Source organism: Streptomyces sp. NPDC091377, from assembly GCF_044757045.1.
In the GTDB taxonomy this organism is placed as follows: domain Bacteria; phylum Actinomycetota; class Actinomycetes; order Streptomycetales; family Streptomycetaceae; genus Streptomyces.
Map to the genome: position 1 here is coordinate 463,603 of NZ_JBIVUE010000002.1, position 17,396 is coordinate 480,998.

The window sequence follows — 17,396 nt, forward strand, 5'->3', positions numbered from 1 at the left end:
TACGCCACGTACGCCACGTACACCGCGTACGTCATGTGCCGGAGAGCCGGAAGTCGAGTGCCGTGCAGCGGCGTCCCGCGGACACCGTGCGCACCGCCTGGCCGATCGCCTTGCGGGAACCGACGAGGACCACCAGTTGCTTGGCCCGGGTGACCGCCGTGTACAGCAGATTCCGCTGGAGCATCATCCACGCGCCCGTGGTGACCGGGATCACCACGGCCGGATACTCGCTGCCCTGCGAGCGGTGGATGGTCACCGCGTACGCGTGCGCCAGTTCGTCCAGCTCGTCGAATTCGTACGGAACCTCCTCGTCCTCGTCCGTCAGCACCGTGAGCCGCTGTTCGACCAGGTCGAGAGAGGTCACCACGCCCACGGTGCCGTTGAAGACACCGTTCTCCCCCTTCTCGTAATTGTTGCGGATCTGGGTGACCTTGTCGCCGACACGGAAGACCCGCCCGCCGAACCGCTTCTCGGCGAGGTCGGGGCGGCCCGGGGTGATGGCCTGCTGGAGCAGGCCGTTGAGGGTGCCGGCGCCGGCCGGGCCGCGGTGCATGGGGGCGAGGACCTGGATGTCGCGGCGCGGGTCGAGCCCGAACTTGGCGGGAATCCGACGGGCGGCCACCTCCACGGTGACCCGGCCGGCGTCCTCCGTCTCGTCCTCCACGAAGAGGAAGAAGTCCTTCATGCCGTCGGTCACCGGGTGCTGCCCCGCGTTGATCCGGTGCGCGTTGGTCACCACCCCGGACTGCTGGGCCTGCCGGAAGACCCGGGTGAGCCGGACGGCGGGCACCGGGCTGCCGTCGGCCAGCAGATCCCGCAGCACCTCCCCCGCGCCGACGCTGGGCAACTGGTCCACATCGCCGACGAACAGCAGATGCGCCCCCGGCGGTACGGCCTTCGCCAGCTTGTTGGCGAGCAGCAGGTCCAGCATGGACGCCTCGTCCACCACCACCAGGTCCGCGTCCAGGGGGCGGTCCCGGTCGTAGGCGGCGTCCCCGCCGGGCCTCAGCTCCAGCAGCCGGTGCACGGTGGACGCCTCGGCGCCGGTCAGCTCGGCGAGCCGCTTGGCGGCCCGGCCGGTGGGCGCGGCCAGCACCACCTTCGCCTTCTTCGCGCGGGCCAGCTCCACGATCGAGCGGACCGTGAAGGACTTGCCGCAGCCGGGGCCGCCGGTCAGCACGGCGACCTTCTCCGTCAGCGCCAGCCGCACGGCCGCCTCCTGCTCGGGCGCCAGCTCCACCCCCGTACGCCCTCGCAGCCAGCCCAGCGCCTTGTCCCAGGCGACGTCCCGGAAGCCGGGCATCCGGTCCTCGCCGGTGCGCAGCAGCCGCAGCAACTGGGCGGAGAGGGAGAGTTCGGCGCGGTGGAAGGGGACGAGGTAGACGGCGGTGACCGGCTCGCCGCCGTCGGGGCCGGGGACCGTCTCCCGGACGACACCCGGGTCCTCGCCGTCCTCCCGTGGGGGCGCGGCGAGTTCGGCGAGGCAGTCGATGACCAGCCCGGTGTCCACCTGGAGCAGTTTGACGGCGTCGGCGATCAGCCGTTCCTCCGGGAGGAAGCAGTGCCCCTGGTCCGTCGACTGCGAAAGGGCGTACTGGAGGCCCGCCTTGACCCGCTCCGGGCTGTCGTGCGGGATGCCGACGGACTGGGCGATCTTGTCGGCGGTGAGGAAGCCGATGCCCCAGACGTCGGCGGCGAGGCGGTAGGGCTGGTTCTTCACGACGGAGATGGAGGCGTCGCCGTACTTCTTGTAGATCCGTACGGCGATGGAGGTGGACACCTCCACGGTCTGGAGGAAGAGCATCACCTCTTTGATCGCCTTCTGTTCCTCCCAGGCGTCGGTGATCTTCTTGGTGCGTTTGGGGCCGAGGCCGGGCACCTCGATGAGCCGTTTCGGCTCCTCCTCGATGATCTGGAGCGTGTCCAGTCCGAAGTGCTGGGTGATGCGGTCGGCGAAGACCGGGCCGATGCCCTTGACCAGCCCGGAGCCGAGGTAGCGGCGGATGCCCTGGACGGTGGCGGGCAGCACCGTCGTGTAGTTCTCCACCGTGAACTGCTTGCCGTACTGCGGATGGGAGCCCCAGCGGCCCTCCATCCGCAGCGACTCCCCCACCTGGGCGCCGAGCAGCGCGCCGACGACGGTGAGGAGATCACCGGCGCCGCGTCCGGTGTCGACGCGGGCGACGGTGTAGCCGTTCTCCTCGTTGGCGTACGTGATCCGCTCCAGCACACCTTCGAGCACGGCCGACGTCCGTTCGGCCGACGTCCGTTCGGCCGCCGTCCGCCCGGCCATGGGGTTCCCCGCCTGTTGAGCCATGCCGCCGACGGTACCGCCGGACGCTGACAACGGTCGGAGCCTGTGGACAACCGGCCGACCGACCGTTGTCACCCGCCCGCAGGTCAGCGCCGCTCGGCCGGATACGGGGTACGCCCCCCGAAGGCGTCCCGGCCGCGATCACCGGCACCGTCGCCGACGCGGTCACCGGCACGGTCGCCGACGCGGTCACCCGCGCTGTCGTCGGCGTACCGCAGGGCGTCGGGGGCGTCCGGGGCGTCGTACGCCTCGCCCCGGCCCCGGCTCGGCCACCACATCGCGCGGCCCAGCAGCACGGCCAGCGCCGGTACGAGGACGATCGACAGGACGACGGCGGAGAGCAGGATGCCGAGGGCGGTGGAGAAGCCGACCTCCTGGGTGGCCGGGTCGGCGACCAGGCTGGCGAAGGAGCCGGCGAGGACGAGCCCGGCGGTGGTGATGGCGGGCGCGGTGTGCCGTACGGCCTTGGCGACGGCCTTGCGGACCGGGACCGGGCGGGCCATCTCCTCCCGGATCCGGTCGCTGATCAGGATGTTGTAGTCGGTGCCGAGGGCGACCACGAAGAGGAAGAGGACCAGGGGCAGGGTGAAGGTCACCCCGGCCCGGTCCAGGGTGTGCTGGAAGGTGAAGGTGGCGGCGCCGAGGGTGGCGGTGAAGCCGAGGCCGACGGCGATCAGCAGCACCACGGGCGCGATGAGCGAACGCAGCAGCAGGAGCAGGATCAGGGCGATGAGGGCGGCGGCGATCGGGAAGACCTTGCGCAGGTCCTTGTCGACGGCCTCGGAGATGTCGGAGTAGATCGCGGCGGTGCCGGTGATGTGGGCCTCGGCGCCGTCCGGGGTGTGTTCGGCGAGGGCGCCGCGCACCGGTCCGGAGACCAGTTCACGGGCCTCGGAGGTGTCGGAGGCGACCTTGAGGACGACGCCGATGGCCGCCGCGTCACGGTCCTTGTCGTACTGGGCGGGCAGCACCTGTCCCACGCCCTCGGTCCGGGCGAGCGCGCCCGCCAGCGAGTCCACGGCGCCCTGGTCGAGAGGCCGGTCGGCACGGACGTAGACGGTGTGCGGGTCGGTGGCGCCCGCGGGCATGCTGCGGGCGATCTCCTCGGAGACCCTCACCGCGTCGGTGCGGTCCGGGGCGGGCTGGTCGTAGCTCATCTTGACGCCCATGGCGCCGGCCGAGAGGACACCGAGGAGGGCGAGGGCGGCGGCGGCGTGGCGCACGGGCTTGTGGGCGACGGCGTCCCCGACGCGGGCGGCGAGTCCGCCGCGCGGCTCCTTGCGCCACGCCTTGGTCGGCCAGAACATCGCCCGGCCGGTGACGGCGAGCAGCGCGGGCATCAGGGTCAGGCTGGCCAGCAGCATCACGAGGACGGAGACGGCGATGGACGGGCCGAGCACCCGGAACTGGCCGAAGCTCGCGATGCCGAGGGTGGCGAACGCGGCGACGATGGTCAGTCCGGCGGAGGCGATGGCGCCGCCGACCTTGGCCGCGGTGGCCGCGGCGGCCTCGCGGGCGTTCTGCTCGGGGTGGGTGCGCAGTTGCTCGCGGAAGCGGAAGAGGAGGAAGAGGAAGTAGTCGATGCCGATGCCGAGCAGGATGACGTTGATCAGGGACGGTACGGAGCCGTCGAGCCGGATGTCGAAGAGCTGGGCGGCGCCCGCGACCGCGCCCATCGCGACACCGCCGATCAGCGAGCAGGCCAGCAGGGGCAGGAGCGCGGCGAGGGGGCTGCGGAAGACCAGGACGTTGAGGAGGACGATGAGCCCCATGGTGAGCGCGCCGATGATCACCTCGCGGTGCTCACCCGCCTCGGCGGTGTCCACGGTGGAGGCGATGCCGCCGGTGAACCCGGCCCGCAGCCCCGCGTCCTCGAACTCCTGCCGGGCGTCGTCCCGGAACTCCTCGTAGACGTCCTGGAGTCCGGGGTCGTTCATGTTGCCGGACAGGGAGAGGGACAGGAGCTGGAAGGCGCCGTCGGGCGAGGTCGGGCCCGCGGAGAGCTTCGGCTTCTGGGAGTGGTCCTCCATCAGCGGCTCCTCGGCCGGCGGCATGGTGACCTTCCGGTCCGCGAGGTCGGCGGCTATCGCGCCGATCCGCTCCCGGTCGGCGCCGGTCAGCTTCGCGCCGTCGGCGCGGGCGACGAGGACGGTGGCCGCGTTGGCGTCCGGCTTGGTGCCGAACTCGTCCTCGGCGACCTGGAGGGCGGCGGCGGAGTCGTACCCCTTCGGCAGGAAGTCCCCGGGCTGGGAGTCGGTGGCTTTGTACATCAGCGACTGGCCGACGACCGTCAGGGCGATGCCGAGCACCGCCCAGACGATGATCGTCAGCCAGCGCCGACGCGTGGCGAACGAGGTCAGACTGCGGATCATGGTGTTCTGGGCCTCTTCCGGAGACGGGAGCGGGGTACGTCTCCCAGCCCATCAACACGGGGGCACTCCGGGCATCGTGCACGGGACGGAACAGCACCCGGGACCCCGGTCATGGGCGGCCCGGGGGCCAGTACCGGGGTACTGGCCGGTGATCCGCCGGGGTGGGGAGGAGCCCCCGGGCGGGGCGTGGTCGGATGAGAGGGACGGGAAGAAAGCACGGAACCGTGCGAGGCGAAGAAGGCACCGGCACGGAACGGAACCGTACGAGGCGAAGACAGCACCGGCACGGAACCGTACGAGGCGGGACGCGGACAGGGAAGGCGCTGGATGAACCGCGAGCACGGGATCGGGGACGCGCTCCGGCGGGCCGGGCGGTGGTACCTCCGGCACGCGCGGGAGCGCGGACTGGTCTCCCCGGCGCTGTCCTGGCTGCGCAACGACGTACTGATCCTGTTCGTGACCGTCCTGGAACTCGTCGACTACCTCGGGACGGCCGCGAGCAGCCCGTGGGACGCGACACCGGTCGGGGTGGTGCTCCTGGTGCTGACCTCCGCGCTGCTGCTGCCGCGGCACAGCCATCCGGTACGGACGCTGATGGCGCTGGTCGCCGCGCAGACCGCGGTGGGCCTGATCGTCCCGATGGGCCAGGGGGTGAGCGTGCCGATGCTCCTCGCCTTCTACGGGGTCGCGCGGACCGCGGACCGGCCCACCGTGATCTGGGCGGGCGTCCTGACCGTGGGCGCGACGGCGGTGCGCTCGCTGGTGGCGGGGGTGGAGTTCGCGGCGGTCGCCGGGGACACCCTGGGTCCGGTCCTCGTCGGGGCCATCGCCGTGTGGGTACGGCAGTGGCGGCGGCAGACCGCGCTGACCCGGCGGCTGCTGGAGGAGCGGGCGGTGACGGACGAGCGGCGCCGGATCGCACGCGAGCTCCACGATGTGGTGGCGCACCACATCACCACGATGTATCTCATGTCGGGGGGCGCCCGGACGATGCTGGACCACGATCCGGCGGCCACCCGCGAGGCCCTGGTCACCCTGGAGACGTCGGCGCGTTCGGCGCTCGGCGAGATGCGGGCGCTGCTGGGGGTGCTGCGCAGTGACGACGCGCCGGACGCCCCGTCGGAGCCGCAGCCGGGGGTGGCCGACATCGAGCGGCTGATCGAGAGTTCGAAGGCGGCGGGGGTGCCGGCCGAGTTGCACATCACGGGTGAGCCGCCCGCCGAGGCCGTCCCCGCGACGACCGGGCTGACCCTGTACCGGGTGGTCCAGGAGGCCCTCACCAACGCCCGCAAGCACGCGAGGGGCGCGCACGCGGTGGTACGCCTCGACTACGGCCCCGGCCGGGTCACGGTCACCGTCACCGACGACGGCCGTCCCCGCCCGCACGGTCTCGCGGGCCGCCGTACGGCGTCGTCGCTGGCGGGGGGCGGGTATGGTCTGCTCGGCATGAGGGAACGCGTCGCGGTGCACGGGGGCTCTCTGGAGGCGGGGCCGCGTGCGGAAGGCGGGTTCCGGGTGAGGGCGACGGTGCCGCTGCCGCCCTCGTGAGCCCGGGGTGTCCCGCCCGTTCTCCGGAACCATGAGACCGGTGTCCCGCCCGTTCTCCGAGACCGGGAGGAAGCCCCCGTAAGACAGGAAGACGTGCTCTCCATGACGACACCACCGCACAGCCCCGCGACGACCGGCGCCGCGCCCCTCACCGTGCTGATCGCCGACGACCAGCCGCTGGTCCGTATGGGCCTCGCCCTGATCCTGCGGGCGGCCCCGGACATCGAGGTCGTGGGCGAGGCCGGGAACGGCGAGGAGGCCATCGAGGCGGCGCACCGGCTGCGGCCCGGGGTGGTCCTGATGGACATCCGGATGCCGGTCCTGGACGGGGTGACGGCGACGGAGCGCCTGGTGAGCGCGTTGCCGGAGACCCGGGTGCTCGCGCTGAGCACCTTCGACATGGACGAGTACGTGATCCGCGCGCTGCGGGCGGGGGCGTCCGGGTTCCTGCCGAAGGACGTGTCGCCCGAGGAACTGACGGCGGCGCTGCGTACGGTGCGCGGTGGTGAGGCGGTGGTGGCGCCCCGGCTGCTGACCCGGCTGATCTCCACGTTCGTGGCCGGCCCGACGCTGACGGCCGACCTCTCGGACCTGACCCCGCGTGAGATCGAGATCCTCCGCATGATCGCCTCCGGCCTGGACAACTCGGAGATCTCCGCGGCGCTGGGGATCGGCGTCCAGACGGTCAAGAACCATGTCACGAACGTCTTCGCCAAGCTGGGCGTCCGGGATCGCGCGCAGGCGGTGATCGCGGCGTACGAGTCGGGCCTGGTACGGGCGCGGAACGCGGAGGGCTGAGGGCTCGGGGCTGGGGGTTCGGGGCTGGAGGTTCGGGGCTGGGGGTTCGGGGCTGGGGGTTCGGGGCTGGGGGTTCGGGGCTCGGGGCTGAGGGCTCGGGCTGGGGACTCGGGGCTGAGGGCTCGGGGCTGAGGGCTCGGGCCGGGGGGCTCGGGGCTGAGGGCCAAAGGCCGGGGACTCGGGGCTCGGGCTGAGGGCTCGGGGCCGGGACTCGGGGCCGAGGGCTCGGGGCTCGGGGCCGGGGACTCGGGGCCGGGGACTCGGGGCTCGGGGTCGGGGACTGAGGGTCGGGGACTGAGGCCCCCTTCGGGCCGGGCCCGGGTCAGAGGCGGGCGTCGGTGAGGATGCGGTGCATCAGGTCGGGCGGCAGCGCGGGGTGGGCGGCGGCTGCCTCGGCGGTCCCGGGTTCTGGGTCGTGGAGCAGCCGCTCCAGCAGCGGGGCGGGGGTCCGGGGATGCCGGGCCGCTTCGCTTCGTACGTGGCTGTCGGCGTCGTCGGCCGGCCGGTGCAGCGTGGGCGGCGGCAGGTCCGGGTCCTTCAGGGCGAGTCGGCGTAGGCGGGGGTCCGGTTCGTCGGCGTAGGTGCGCAGGACGTGGCGGGGGAAGTTCGGGTGGTCGACGTGGGTCGGCCGGATGTGGGAGACGTCCCCGTGCGCGCGGACGAGCCGTTCCAGGACGTCCGGCGGGGTGTCCGGCCGCCGGGCCGCGGCGCGCCGCACGGCGAGGACGGGGTCGGCGTCGAGCCGCTGCCAGGCCCATGCGGGAAGATCGCGGCAGGAGGCGAGGACCCGCCGGAAGACGGGGTGCGGGCAGTCGAGGTGGGTGAGCTTCTCGGCGAGGGGCGCGTCGCGCAGCCAGCCCGGTTCGACGGGGTGCCAGTTGAGCGCCAGGTCGGCGTCGATGTCCCCGGCCTCGCTGTCGGCCTCCAGCCGGGCGTACAGCCGGGCGCGGGTCTCGGCGTCGACGTGCCGGCTCTGTGCGACGGCGGCGCGGACGAGGGAGTCCTCGATGCCGAGGAGACGGGTGACCATGTCGGCGGAGAGGTGGGGGTTCTCGGCGACGGCTCGGCGGACGTCGGCGTCCTCGGTGTCCATCAGCCCGTCGAACCGATCCTGGGTGAGGGGGACGCTGCGGGCGGCGTTGACGCGGGTGGCGGGGTCGGCCAGGCAGCGGTCGTACCACTCCGGCGGGACACCGGGATGACGGCGCTCGATGGCCGCGGCGCGCACCTCGGGGTCGGGGTCTCCGAGCAGGGCGAGTTGGGCGGAGGCGGGCCGGTCGTGCCAGGTCAGCGCGACGGCGACGCGCAGCTTGGGGTCCGGGTCGGCGACGAGTACGGTCCGGGGGGCGCCGTACGCCTCTTCCAGGGTGCCGATGTCGAACACCACCCGGCGGTCGACCAGGTGCCGGACGAAGTTCGGGAACGCGTCCCGGAGTTCCGGGTCGGGGTGGGCGGCGATCCCGCGCCGCATGGCCGGTGAGACCCGGTCCCCGTGCAGCAGCGCCGCGCTGTGGGCGTCCCCGTGCGTGAGCAGGGCCGCCACGACGCCGTCCGGCAGCCGCCCCGGCCGCAGGGCCAGCCCGTGCCGGCCGGCGTCATGCGCGGCGAGCCGGATGAGGAGGCCCTCGCCGGCGGCGGGATTCCGGGCCAGCCCGGACAGGTGCGGGTGCTTGAGGTGGGTCATACGCTCCCAGTTTGCCGGAGCAAGCGGGCTCCGAGGAGAGATACGTGGAAAGATTCACGCCAGAGTAAGACATTCCGCATACCTGGAACTTAAAATTCCATCGGGAGACATTTCATCGCCAGTGATCACATACCGGACGATCACTACCGCAGTCCGCCCATGGAAACCTGGATGGTTGATCGATTTTAAGACGTGCCGGGAAAGAAAAGGGGCGGCATTTCGTAAAGTCTCGACCTACTCTTGCCCAAGCGTCTTCGCGGCAACCGATCACGCATCCCGCATTCGGAGCGGAAAGACGTCTCCGAATGCCCTAGGAGCGGTGCAGCAGTCCGCGCAAATGGGCACACCCTCTCGACTGTTCTCGGCAAGAAGAACGTCCAGTTCCGCCTGTTTCGAAGGCGCACAAGCACCATACCGTCGGGGGAATGCTCTTCCCTGTGCGCGGATCCGGAGTAATCCGAACTGCGAAGGAAGAGAATCGGCATGCGAATCAGGAAGCTCATGGCGACCACGCTGGCGGGCGGCGCGCTGACCGCCGGCCTGGCGATGGCGACGGCGACACCCGCCACGGCGGACGGCAACACGGCGTTCGAGACCGACTGCTCGCCGGGCGAGGTCTGTCTGCACTACAACTCCTCGGCCTACGGGTACGGCGCGGTCCTCGTGCAGTACGGCTGGTACTCGGACTACGCGGGCTACACCTTCCGGGCCGGCAAGAACGGCAGCGCCGGGGCCGGCGTCGACGTCAAGAACAACGCCGCCGCGGTGGACAGTTTCACCGGCAGCACGTTCCGCGTGTTCTACAACAGCGGCTACAACTGCAATGTCGCCTGCCAGGACATCCCGCCTTACTACACCAGAGATCTCAACTCGACGATGAAGAACCAGAACGCGTCGGGCAGGACCATCTGAGTCCCGACCAGGATATCCGGGGGCGCGGGTCCCGGCCCGTGCCCCCGGCACTGAAGAATCAGTCCCGGCACCGGCCTCCGCTCAGAAGAATCAGAAAACTCGGGAGTAGGCACCACTGTGTCTCATACAATACGCCGCTATTCTGCTCTCTTGGTCTGTGTGCCGCTGCTCCTGACCGGCTGCTCGGACGGCAACAGCTCATCGGAGGATGCGAAGGGGAATTCCAAGGAACCGCCCGCCGTCGCCGAGACGCCGAAGATCACTCACGCCAATGACAGATCAATGCCGTTGGACACCTATCTGCTGAACCCGGAGCAGCGGCAGACCTTGGAGAACGCCTACGCGGGGCTGGTGTCCGACTGCATGAAGCGGTTCGGGTTCGACTACACGGTCCCGCGGGCCGCCGCGGAACAGCGAACCGGCGACGCCCCGACCACGCGGACCGACGGCCGCTTCGGGGTACAGAGCACCGAGCAGGCGGAGAAGTGGGGTTACCACCCCGTGGGAGGCATCCCCGAGCAGCCTGACGGTCCCTGGGGGAACAGGGGCCAGAAGATGACGGCTGTGATGCAGACGGCCGAGCGCGGATCGGACGACCCCGAGGAGGAGAAGTTCGGGTCCGGTGGGCAGGTCATCAACGGCCAGACCGTCCCGGACCACGGCTGTGTCGGAGAGGCACGCAAGAAGCTCACCGGCTCGGTCGACGGGAGTGTGGGCGACCCGCAGACGTCCACCGATCTCAAGCTCGACACACTGGCGAAGGCCCAGCAGGACGCCCGTACCCGTGCGGTGTTCGCCGAGTGGTCGACGTGCATGAAGGGGAAGGGCTTCGACTACGCCGACCCGCTGGCCGCCAACGGCGACGAGCGGTGGGTGCGGACCCCGCAGCCCACCCGGCACGAGATCCAGGTCGCCACGGCCGACCAGGAGTGCCGGGCGAAGCACAACGTGGTGGGCGTCTGGTTCGCGGTCGACCACGCCTACCAGGAGCGGGCCGTGGAGCAGAACGCCGAGGCGCTCAGCGAGGCCAAGGCGGACATCGACGGCATGCTCAAGGCGTCCGCGAGCGAACTGGCCGGGTGACCGATGGACCGGCTGAAGCAACCGGAACCGCACCACCCGTCGGACCCGGACCCGGAGCCGGGTTCGCCGGTCCGGATGACCCGGCGGCGGTGGGTGGCCGCCGTCGCCGCGGGGTCGACCCTGCTGGCGGTGGCCGGGTTCGCCGCCGCGCAGGTCATCAAGTCACCGGCCCAGGCCGCGGCCGACACCGAACCGCCGCCCGCCGATGTGCTGACCGCCCCGGTGGAGCGGCGTGTGCTGAAGGAGACCGTGGTGGTACGCGGGACCGTGGCGGCCGGGCAGTCCGTGACCGTGACCCCGGTGGCGGGAGGCGAGGAGGGCGCCGCCGAACCGGTGGTGACCAAGCTGCCGGTCGACGCCGGGGACACCGTCCGGGCCGGGCAGCTTCTGCTGGAGGTGTCCGGCCGCCCGGTGTTCGTGCTGAAGGGCGAACTGCCCGTGTACCGGGATCTCAAGCCGGGGGCCAAGGGCGATGACGTCACCCAGATGCAGAAGGCGCTGCGGGGCCTGGGGCACGGCACCGGCGACGACCGGTCGGGCGTCTTCGGATCCGGCACGAAGGCGGCACTCCGGTCCCTGTACGCCGGGCTCGGCTACGACCCCAAGCCCGCGGCCGACGACGGCGAGGCCGTCGAAGCGGGGGAGGCGGGCGTCCGGGCCGCCGAACGCGCCCTGGAACAGGCGGAGTCGGCGGCGGACCGCTCCGCGGCGGAGACCGGCGGGGGGACGGCAGACGGTACGACGGGCGGCGCTACGGGCGGTACGACGGCCGGTGCTACGGGCGGTACGACCGGCGGTACCGGCAGCGGTGAGGGCACCACGGGCGGCGGTTCCGATGCCGGTGGTGACGGTGACGGTGACGGTGGTGGTGACGCGGAGGCCGAGCGGGCGCTGCGGTGGGCTCAGGAGGACCTGGAGACAGCTCGTGAGACGTTGGCCGAGGCCCGGGCGGCCGACGGTCCGATGCTGCCGGCCGCCGAGGTGGTGTTCCTGCCCGGGTTCCCGGCCCGGGTGGACTCGGTGTCCGCCTCGGTCGGTTCGCCGGTGACCGCCGACGTGATGACCGTGTCGACGGGGCAACTCGTCGTCCAGGGCCATCTTCAGGAGCGTCAGAAGGGTCTGGTCAGGTCCGGTCAGCGGGTCGAGATCCTCGACGAGCGCTCCGGCACCACCGTCCCCGGGACGGTCCGGTCCGTGGGGAAGACCCTCGGCGCGGACCAGCGGCAGGACGGCACGTCCGAGGAGGGCGAGGAGGGTGAGGGCGCTCCGTCCGCGCCCGAGGGCTATCCGGTCGTGGTGAAGCCCGACAAACCTCTGGACCGCGCGCTGGCGGGTCAGGAAGTACGGCTCACCGTGGAGGCCGGTTCCACGGGCGGCAAGGCACTGGTGGTGCCGGTCACCGCGGTGTCCGTGGGCCCGGACGGCAAGAGCGCGGTCACCGTCGTCGCGACGGCGGGCGCACAGCACCGGGTGCAGGTCAGGGCCGGTACCCAGGGCGACGGATATGTGGAGGTGGTCCCGGTGGATGGAGGCCGTCTGGAGCCCGGCGCCCTGGTGGTCACCGGCGTACGGCAGACGGACGCGCCCGGCGGAGGCGGTGCATGAGCCTGCGCGCGGGCCGCGCCCTGTTCCGCCGCCGGGGAGCGGAGCGGGCGGCCGTGCCGGGGACGGAGCCCGTGCCGGGTCAGGAGTCCCCGGGTCAGCAGACCCCGGGGCGGGAACCCCCGGTCGTGGAGTTCCGTGGCGTGGGGCTGACCTACCCCGGCCCGCCGCCCGTCACGGCGCTGCGGCCCTGCGATCTGGTCGTGCGGCGCGGGGAGTTCGTCACGGTGATCGGGCCCTCCGGGTCGGGCAAGTCCACCTTCCTGAACGTGGCGGGGCTGCTCGACGCGCCGACGGAGGGCTCGTACCTCCTGGACGGGATCGATGTCGCCGGTGCGGGTGAGGCGGCCCGCGCCGCCCTGCGGGGCCGGCACATCGGCTTCGTCTTCCAGTCGTTCCATCTGATGCCGCACCGCAGCGCGCTGGAGAACGTCACGCTCGCCATGGTCTACAACCGCTCCCCGCGCGCCGACCGCACGGCACGGGCGCGCGCCGCCCTCACCCGGGTGGGACTCGGCCACCGGATCGACGCGCTCTCCACCCGCTTGTCCGGCGGTGAGCGGCAGCGGGTGGCGATCGCGCGCGCCCTGGTGAGCAGACCCTCGCTGCTGCTGTGCGACGAACCCACGGGCAACCTCGACACGACGACGGCGGAGAGCGTGCTGGCGCTGCTGGACGAGTTGCACGGGGAGGGCATGACCGTGCTCGTCATCACCCACGACCCCGCCGTCGCCGCCCACGGCGAACGCACGGTCGCCATCCGGGACGGGGTCCTCGCGGAACAGCGCGCCGGAAGCCGTCAGGAGGAGGTCCTCGGATGAGCGGCACGCACACCGGCGAGGGCACCACGCCCACGGAGGGGCGGACCGCCGGCCGGCGCTCGCTGACCGTGTTCTCCGCGCTCTCCCCGCGCGACCTGTTCAGCGAGTCCCTGGCCGGAATGCTCCAGCGGCCGGCGCGCTCGGTGCTCACCGCGCTGGGGACCGTGCTGGGAGTCGGCACCTTCGTCGCCGTTCTCGGTCTGACGGCGACCGCCTCCTCGCAGATCGACTCCCGTTTCGACCTGCTCAGCGCCGGTGAGGTCACCATCGAGGACGTGGGCCACCAGGAGAACGAGTTCGCCGGTTTCGCCTTCCCCGACGACGCGGACGACCGGATCGAGGCGTTGAACGGCGTCCAGCACGCGGGCGTCTACTGGCAGGTGCGGCCCACCGCGTCCGACACGGTCCGCGCGTCCCCGCTCGCCGACTCGGCCGGTGAGCGGGCCCAGATCCTGGCCGCCTCACCCGGAACGCTCCAGGCCGCCCTGCCCACCCTCGCGCAGGGGCGGCTGTACGACGACTTCCAGCAGGACACCGCGGCGCGGGTGGCGCTGCTGGGCTCCGGGACGGCCGCCCGGCTCGGCATCACCACGCTGGACACACGGCCGGCGGTGTTCATCGACAACGAGCCGTTCGCGGTGATCGGCATCGTGGACGACGTCCAGCGCAAGGCCGACCTGCTGCTGAGCGTCGTCGTCCCGAGCAGCACGGCGGAGGAGTTGTGGGGTGCCCCCGCGGAGGGCGGCGCGAAGATGCTGGTGGCGACCAGGACCGGGGCGGCGGCCCAGGTGGCGCACGAGGCGCCGACCGCGCTACGGCCGGACCACCCCGAGTACCTCAAAGCCACCCCGCCGCCCGACCCGAGGACACTGCGTACGTCGGTCACCTCCGACCTGGGGCAGCTCTTCCTGCTTCTGGCCGCGATCTGCCTGGTCATCGGTGCCGTGGGGATCGCCAACACCACGCTGGTGGCCGTGCTGGAACGCACCGGCGAGATCGGTCTGCGCCGGGCCCTCGGCGCGCGCAGCCGCCACATCACGCTCCAGTTCCTCGCGGAGTCGGGCGCGCTGGGGGCCCTGGGCGGTCTGGTCGGCACGAGTGTCGGCGTGATCACGGTGGTCACGGTGTCGGTGGTACGGGACTGGACTCCCGTGGTCCACCCGGTCACCGTCGCCGCCGCCCCCGCGGTCGGCCTGGCCACGGGTCTCCTCGCGGGCCTGTACCCGGCGTGGCGCGCGGCCCGCATCCAACCGGCGGAGGCCCTGCGCCGCTGACCCGACGACCGTCGCCCCCGACATCAACGCCCGCCGCGCCTCACGGCATCGAGAAAGAGGACGAACACAGAGACGGGGAAGGCGAGGGGGCCTTGAGCGGGGGCTTTGGAGTCGCGGATACGGATGCGGGTGGGGGTGGTTGCGATCTCTACGCAGGAGTCGCCGTCGCCGAAGCTTGAGTAGGACGACTTCCACCATGTCTCACGGCCGGTCATGGACCCTCACCGCCTCCAGGAAGCAGGCGAACGCCTCGACAGGAAAGCTCAAGGACCCTAGAGCACGGTCCTTGGAGTCACGTATGCCGACCCGGGTGGGGGTGGTTGCGATCTCGACGCACTCGTTGCCGTCGCCGGGGCCTGAGTAGGACGACTTCCGCCAGGTGTCCATGGGGGCGCTCACAGCTCCTTCGTAAGGGTGTGGATGAACGCACGTGACCGTTCAGGGTCGAGTGATGCAGCCTCCACCTTACGAAGACTCGTGCGATAGGTGTTGAGCTGGGCCTCGGAATCGATGAAGGCAGAGCCGTGCAGGGCATCGCGGAGGACCGTATCCAGCTTGGGCAACGGGCCGCCGACGTAAGTCATCGTGCTGGATGCCCTGGCGAAGCCGTCCTGGTCGAACGGAATGACCCGCAGGGTGACATGGTCCTTCTCGGAGACTTCCAGAAGGCGGGCCAGTTGGGCTCTTGACGCCGCCCGGTCACCGACCCGGATCCGCAGGGCCGCCTCGTGCAGCACCGCTTCGTACGGAACAGCCGTGGACTGACGAGCCATTCTGTGCTGGATGCGCAACTCCACCTCCTCTGGGGTCAGCTCAGGCAGTCTCGCCGAGAAGACAGCCCGCGCGTAGTCCTCCGTCTGCAACAGACCTGGCACGTACAGGATGGCCACGTGCCGCTGGAACCGGGCGTAGTGCTCCAACTCGGCCAGATCGAGGAACGGAGTGGGCAGCAACCCCCGGTACTCCTCCCACCACCCCTTGGTCCGATCAGTGGCCATTGCGACCAGAGCCTTGATGAACTCCTCATCCTTACAGGCGTAATGCGAAGCAAGTCGACGCAACCGCTGCTCACTCACCCCCGCCAGCGCGGATTCGATGTGGGTGATCTGGGCCGGACTCACCCCGAGCAGCGCCGCCGCCTGACGGGCGCTGAATCCGGCCGCTTCACGCAGCCTGCGCAGCTCAGTCGCCAGCCTGAGTTGGCGTGCCGTCACTTCGCGCCTCACGTCCTCAAACGCTCCTTTCTCGAACCTCGTTGAGCGCCAGATTACGCGATCAGCTTGCTACGTCTATACATTTAGACTTACCTTCAGTGACGCGACGGCTACTCAACGGAACGGAGTTGGTGACGCATGTCCGAACGCGCCTCCGAGGCTTGGGACTACACCCTCTACATCCCCAACGACCCCCGCGCGGTCACGGTATGCCGCCGTACCCTGCGTCTCATCCTCACCCTGCACGGCCTCGTCCAACTGGTCGACACCGCGGAGCTGCTCGCGGCCGAGCTGGTCGGCAACGCCGTGCGGCACACTCCCGGCCCGGCCGCGCTCAGGGTGCGGCGCAATCCGCGGGGCATGGTGTGGATCGGGGCGTGGGACACCGACCCGGGGCCACCGGAGCCGCCCAAGCCCGCTGATTCGCCAGGGGACTTGGAGGAGGGTGGCCGGGGGCTCGGCCTGGTCGTGGCGTGTGCCGATCACTGGGGCTGGCAGCCGTCCGCCCGGTTCGGGGACCGGGGCAAGTACGTGTGGTGCGAGCTGGGGACGGCCTAGGGACCGTCAGGCGACTTCGGGAGTTCGATCCGCAAGGTGAGGCCCCCGGCGGGGTTCCCGGTCGCGGTGGCCGTGCCGTGGTGGGAGGCGGCGATGGAGCGGACGATGGCCAGGCCCAGACCGTGGCCCGAACGGTCGCTGCCGACCCGGGACCTGGCCCGGTAGAAGGGCTCGAAGAGCCGTTCCACCACGGCGGGTTCGACGTACGGGCCGGTGTTCTCCACCTCCACCACCACCGTCGTCTCGTTCTGGACGACGGCGAGGTGGACCACGCCGGCCTCGGGAACGTTGTGGGTGAGGGCGTTGTCGAGGAGGTTGAGGATCAGTTGCCGCAGCAGGGTGGCGTTGCCCATGACCTCGCAGTCGGGCTCGGTGTCAACGGTCAGGCGGACCCCGCTCGACTGCGCCTGCCCGGCACGGTCCGCGGCGGCCCGTTCCACGAGGTCGGCGAGGTCGACCGGGTCGGGGTCGAAGGGGGCGTGGTCCGCCGCGGCGAGGTCGAGCAGGGCCCGTACGACACTGATGTTGCGCTCGTTGGTCTCCTGGAGCAGCGAGGTGAGTTCGGCGAGTTCCTCGCCGGTCGGGGCGTCGGCGGCGACCTGGAGGGCGGCCCGGGTGGTCGCGAGGGGCGTGAGCAGTTCGTGGGAGGCGTTGGCGGCGAACCGCTGATGGGCGCTGAAGGACCGCTCCAGGCGGGTCAACATGGTGTCGAAGGTGTCGGCCAGTTGTTTCAGCTCGTCCTCGGGGCCGCGCGCGCGGATACGTTCCGTCAGGTTGCCGTCCGCCGCCTTGGCCGCGGCTTCGCTGATGGAGTGCAGGGGGGCCAGCAGCCGTCGGGAGAGCAGCCAGCCGGTGCCGAGGCCGAGCGTCATCACCAGGAGCACCCCGCCGGCGGACACCAGCAGGACCGTGTCCCAGACGTCCTCCTTGCTGGAGATGCTGGCCAGGTGATCGGTGCCCCCGCCCCGCACCGGGCCGACTTCGGCCGGCTGGAGGGGCTCCGAGGCCGGGGCGGAGGACGCGGGGAGGACGGTTTCCGGGACGATGACGGTCCGGCTGAAGTCGTACGTGGGAAGGAAGCGCATCCCGACGTAGATGATCGCGACCATCAGCGCGGCGCACGCCCCCAGGGCGGTGGCGAAGCCGAGGAAGAGCCGGCCGTGGATGCTCAACGTCCGGGTCCGGGTCCGGGTCCCGGTCCGGGTCCGTCGGCGCT

15 protein-coding genes are annotated in these 17,396 nt (G+C 71.5%); 8 read left to right on the forward strand and 7 right to left on the reverse strand.

What is annotated here, in order from left to right; all coding sequences use genetic code 11:
• Positions 1 to 31: 31 nt before the first annotated feature.
• Positions 32 to 2,317: an ATP-dependent RecD-like DNA helicase gene (locus ACIQNG_RS06090; protein WP_401482804.1), complete on the reverse strand. Its 2,286-nt coding sequence runs from the start codon at positions 2,315 to 2,317 to the stop codon at positions 32 to 34.
• 83 nt (positions 2,318 to 2,400) lie between these two features.
• Positions 2,401 to 4,686, reverse strand: a complete 2,286-nt coding sequence (locus tag ACIQNG_RS06095) for an MMPL family transporter (RefSeq protein ID WP_401482805.1) — start codon at positions 4,684 to 4,686, stop codon at positions 2,401 to 2,403.
• A 327-nt stretch (positions 4,687 to 5,013) separates the two neighbouring features.
• On the opposite strand from ACIQNG_RS06095, the gene ACIQNG_RS06100 reads away from it, so the two are divergent.
• Positions 5,014 to 6,234: a sensor histidine kinase gene (locus ACIQNG_RS06100; protein ID WP_401482806.1), complete on the forward strand. Its 1,221-nt coding sequence runs from the start codon at positions 5,014 to 5,016 to the stop codon at positions 6,232 to 6,234.
• 102 nt (positions 6,235 to 6,336) lie between these two features.
• On the forward strand, positions 6,337 to 7,032 hold the full coding sequence (locus ACIQNG_RS06105; RefSeq protein ID WP_401482807.1) for a response regulator: 696 nt from the start codon (positions 6,337 to 6,339) through the stop codon (positions 7,030 to 7,032).
• 322 nt (positions 7,033 to 7,354) lie between these two features.
• Here the strand turns inward: ACIQNG_RS06105 and ACIQNG_RS06110 are convergent, their stop codons facing one another.
• Positions 7,355 to 8,716 carry a hypothetical protein gene (locus ACIQNG_RS06110; protein WP_401482808.1) on the reverse strand — a complete coding sequence of 454 codons (1,362 nt, stop codon included), beginning with the start codon at positions 8,714 to 8,716 and terminating at the stop codon, positions 7,355 to 7,357.
• A gap of 483 nt (positions 8,717 to 9,199) precedes the next feature.
• Here ACIQNG_RS06110 and ACIQNG_RS06115 point away from each other — a divergent pair, with 483 nt between their 5' ends.
• From ACIQNG_RS06115 to ACIQNG_RS06135, 5 genes are all read left to right on the forward strand, one after another.
• Complete coding sequence (locus ACIQNG_RS06115; RefSeq protein ID WP_401482809.1) at positions 9,200 to 9,628, forward strand: hypothetical protein; 429 nt, start codon at positions 9,200 to 9,202, stop codon at positions 9,626 to 9,628.
• Positions 9,629 to 9,778: 150 nt separating this feature from the next.
• Positions 9,779 to 10,711 carry a hypothetical protein gene (locus ACIQNG_RS06120; protein WP_401482810.1) on the forward strand — a complete coding sequence of 311 codons (933 nt, stop codon included), beginning with the start codon at positions 9,779 to 9,781 and terminating at the stop codon, positions 10,709 to 10,711.
• A gap of 3 nt (positions 10,712 to 10,714) precedes the next feature.
• Positions 10,715 to 12,316 carry a peptidoglycan-binding protein gene (locus tag ACIQNG_RS06125; RefSeq protein ID WP_401482812.1) on the forward strand — a complete coding sequence of 534 codons (1,602 nt, stop codon included), beginning with the start codon at positions 10,715 to 10,717 and terminating at the stop codon, positions 12,314 to 12,316.
• The gene (locus ACIQNG_RS06130; RefSeq protein ID WP_401482813.1) at positions 12,313 to 13,134 is read left to right on the forward strand and encodes an ABC transporter ATP-binding protein; all 822 of its coding nucleotides are present in this window, start codon (positions 12,313 to 12,315) and stop codon (positions 13,132 to 13,134) included. The genes ACIQNG_RS06125 and ACIQNG_RS06130 overlap by 4 nt, the downstream gene beginning before the upstream one ends.
• Positions 13,131 to 14,408, forward strand: coding sequence for an ABC transporter permease (locus ACIQNG_RS06135; RefSeq protein WP_401482814.1), 1,278 nt, complete (start codon positions 13,131 to 13,133; stop codon positions 14,406 to 14,408). The genes ACIQNG_RS06130 and ACIQNG_RS06135 overlap by 4 nt, the downstream gene beginning before the upstream one ends.
• Positions 14,409 to 14,431: 23 nt before the next feature.
• Here the strand turns inward: ACIQNG_RS06135 and ACIQNG_RS06140 are convergent, their stop codons facing one another.
• Genes ACIQNG_RS06140 through ACIQNG_RS06150 form a run of 3 tightly spaced genes read right to left on the reverse strand, consistent with a single transcriptional unit; the run spans position 14,432 to position 15,634 of the window.
• Complete coding sequence (locus ACIQNG_RS06140) at positions 14,432 to 14,623, reverse strand: DUF397 domain-containing protein (protein ID WP_401482815.1); 192 nt, start codon at positions 14,621 to 14,623, stop codon at positions 14,432 to 14,434.
• On the reverse strand, positions 14,610 to 14,795 hold the full coding sequence (locus tag ACIQNG_RS06145; RefSeq protein WP_401483060.1) for a DUF397 domain-containing protein: 186 nt from the start codon (positions 14,793 to 14,795) through the stop codon (positions 14,610 to 14,612). The genes ACIQNG_RS06140 and ACIQNG_RS06145 overlap by 14 nt, the downstream gene beginning before the upstream one ends.
• Positions 14,796 to 14,803: 8 nt before the next feature.
• Positions 14,804 to 15,634 carry a helix-turn-helix domain-containing protein gene (locus ACIQNG_RS06150; RefSeq protein WP_401482816.1) on the reverse strand — a complete coding sequence of 277 codons (831 nt, stop codon included), beginning with the start codon at positions 15,632 to 15,634 and terminating at the stop codon, positions 14,804 to 14,806.
• A gap of 126 nt (positions 15,635 to 15,760) precedes the next feature.
• Between ACIQNG_RS06150 and ACIQNG_RS06155 the strand changes: the two genes are divergently transcribed.
• The gene (locus ACIQNG_RS06155; RefSeq protein WP_401433107.1) at positions 15,761 to 16,180 is read left to right on the forward strand and encodes an ATP-binding protein; all 420 of its coding nucleotides are present in this window, start codon (positions 15,761 to 15,763) and stop codon (positions 16,178 to 16,180) included.
• On the opposite strand, the gene ACIQNG_RS06160 is transcribed toward ACIQNG_RS06155, so the two are convergent.
• Positions 16,177 to 17,352, reverse strand: a complete 1,176-nt coding sequence (locus tag ACIQNG_RS06160) for a sensor histidine kinase (RefSeq protein ID WP_401482817.1) — start codon at positions 17,350 to 17,352, stop codon at positions 16,177 to 16,179. The two genes, ACIQNG_RS06155 and ACIQNG_RS06160, sit on opposite strands and share 4 nt — an antisense overlap.
• Between the last annotated feature and the right edge of the window lie 44 nt (positions 17,353 to 17,396).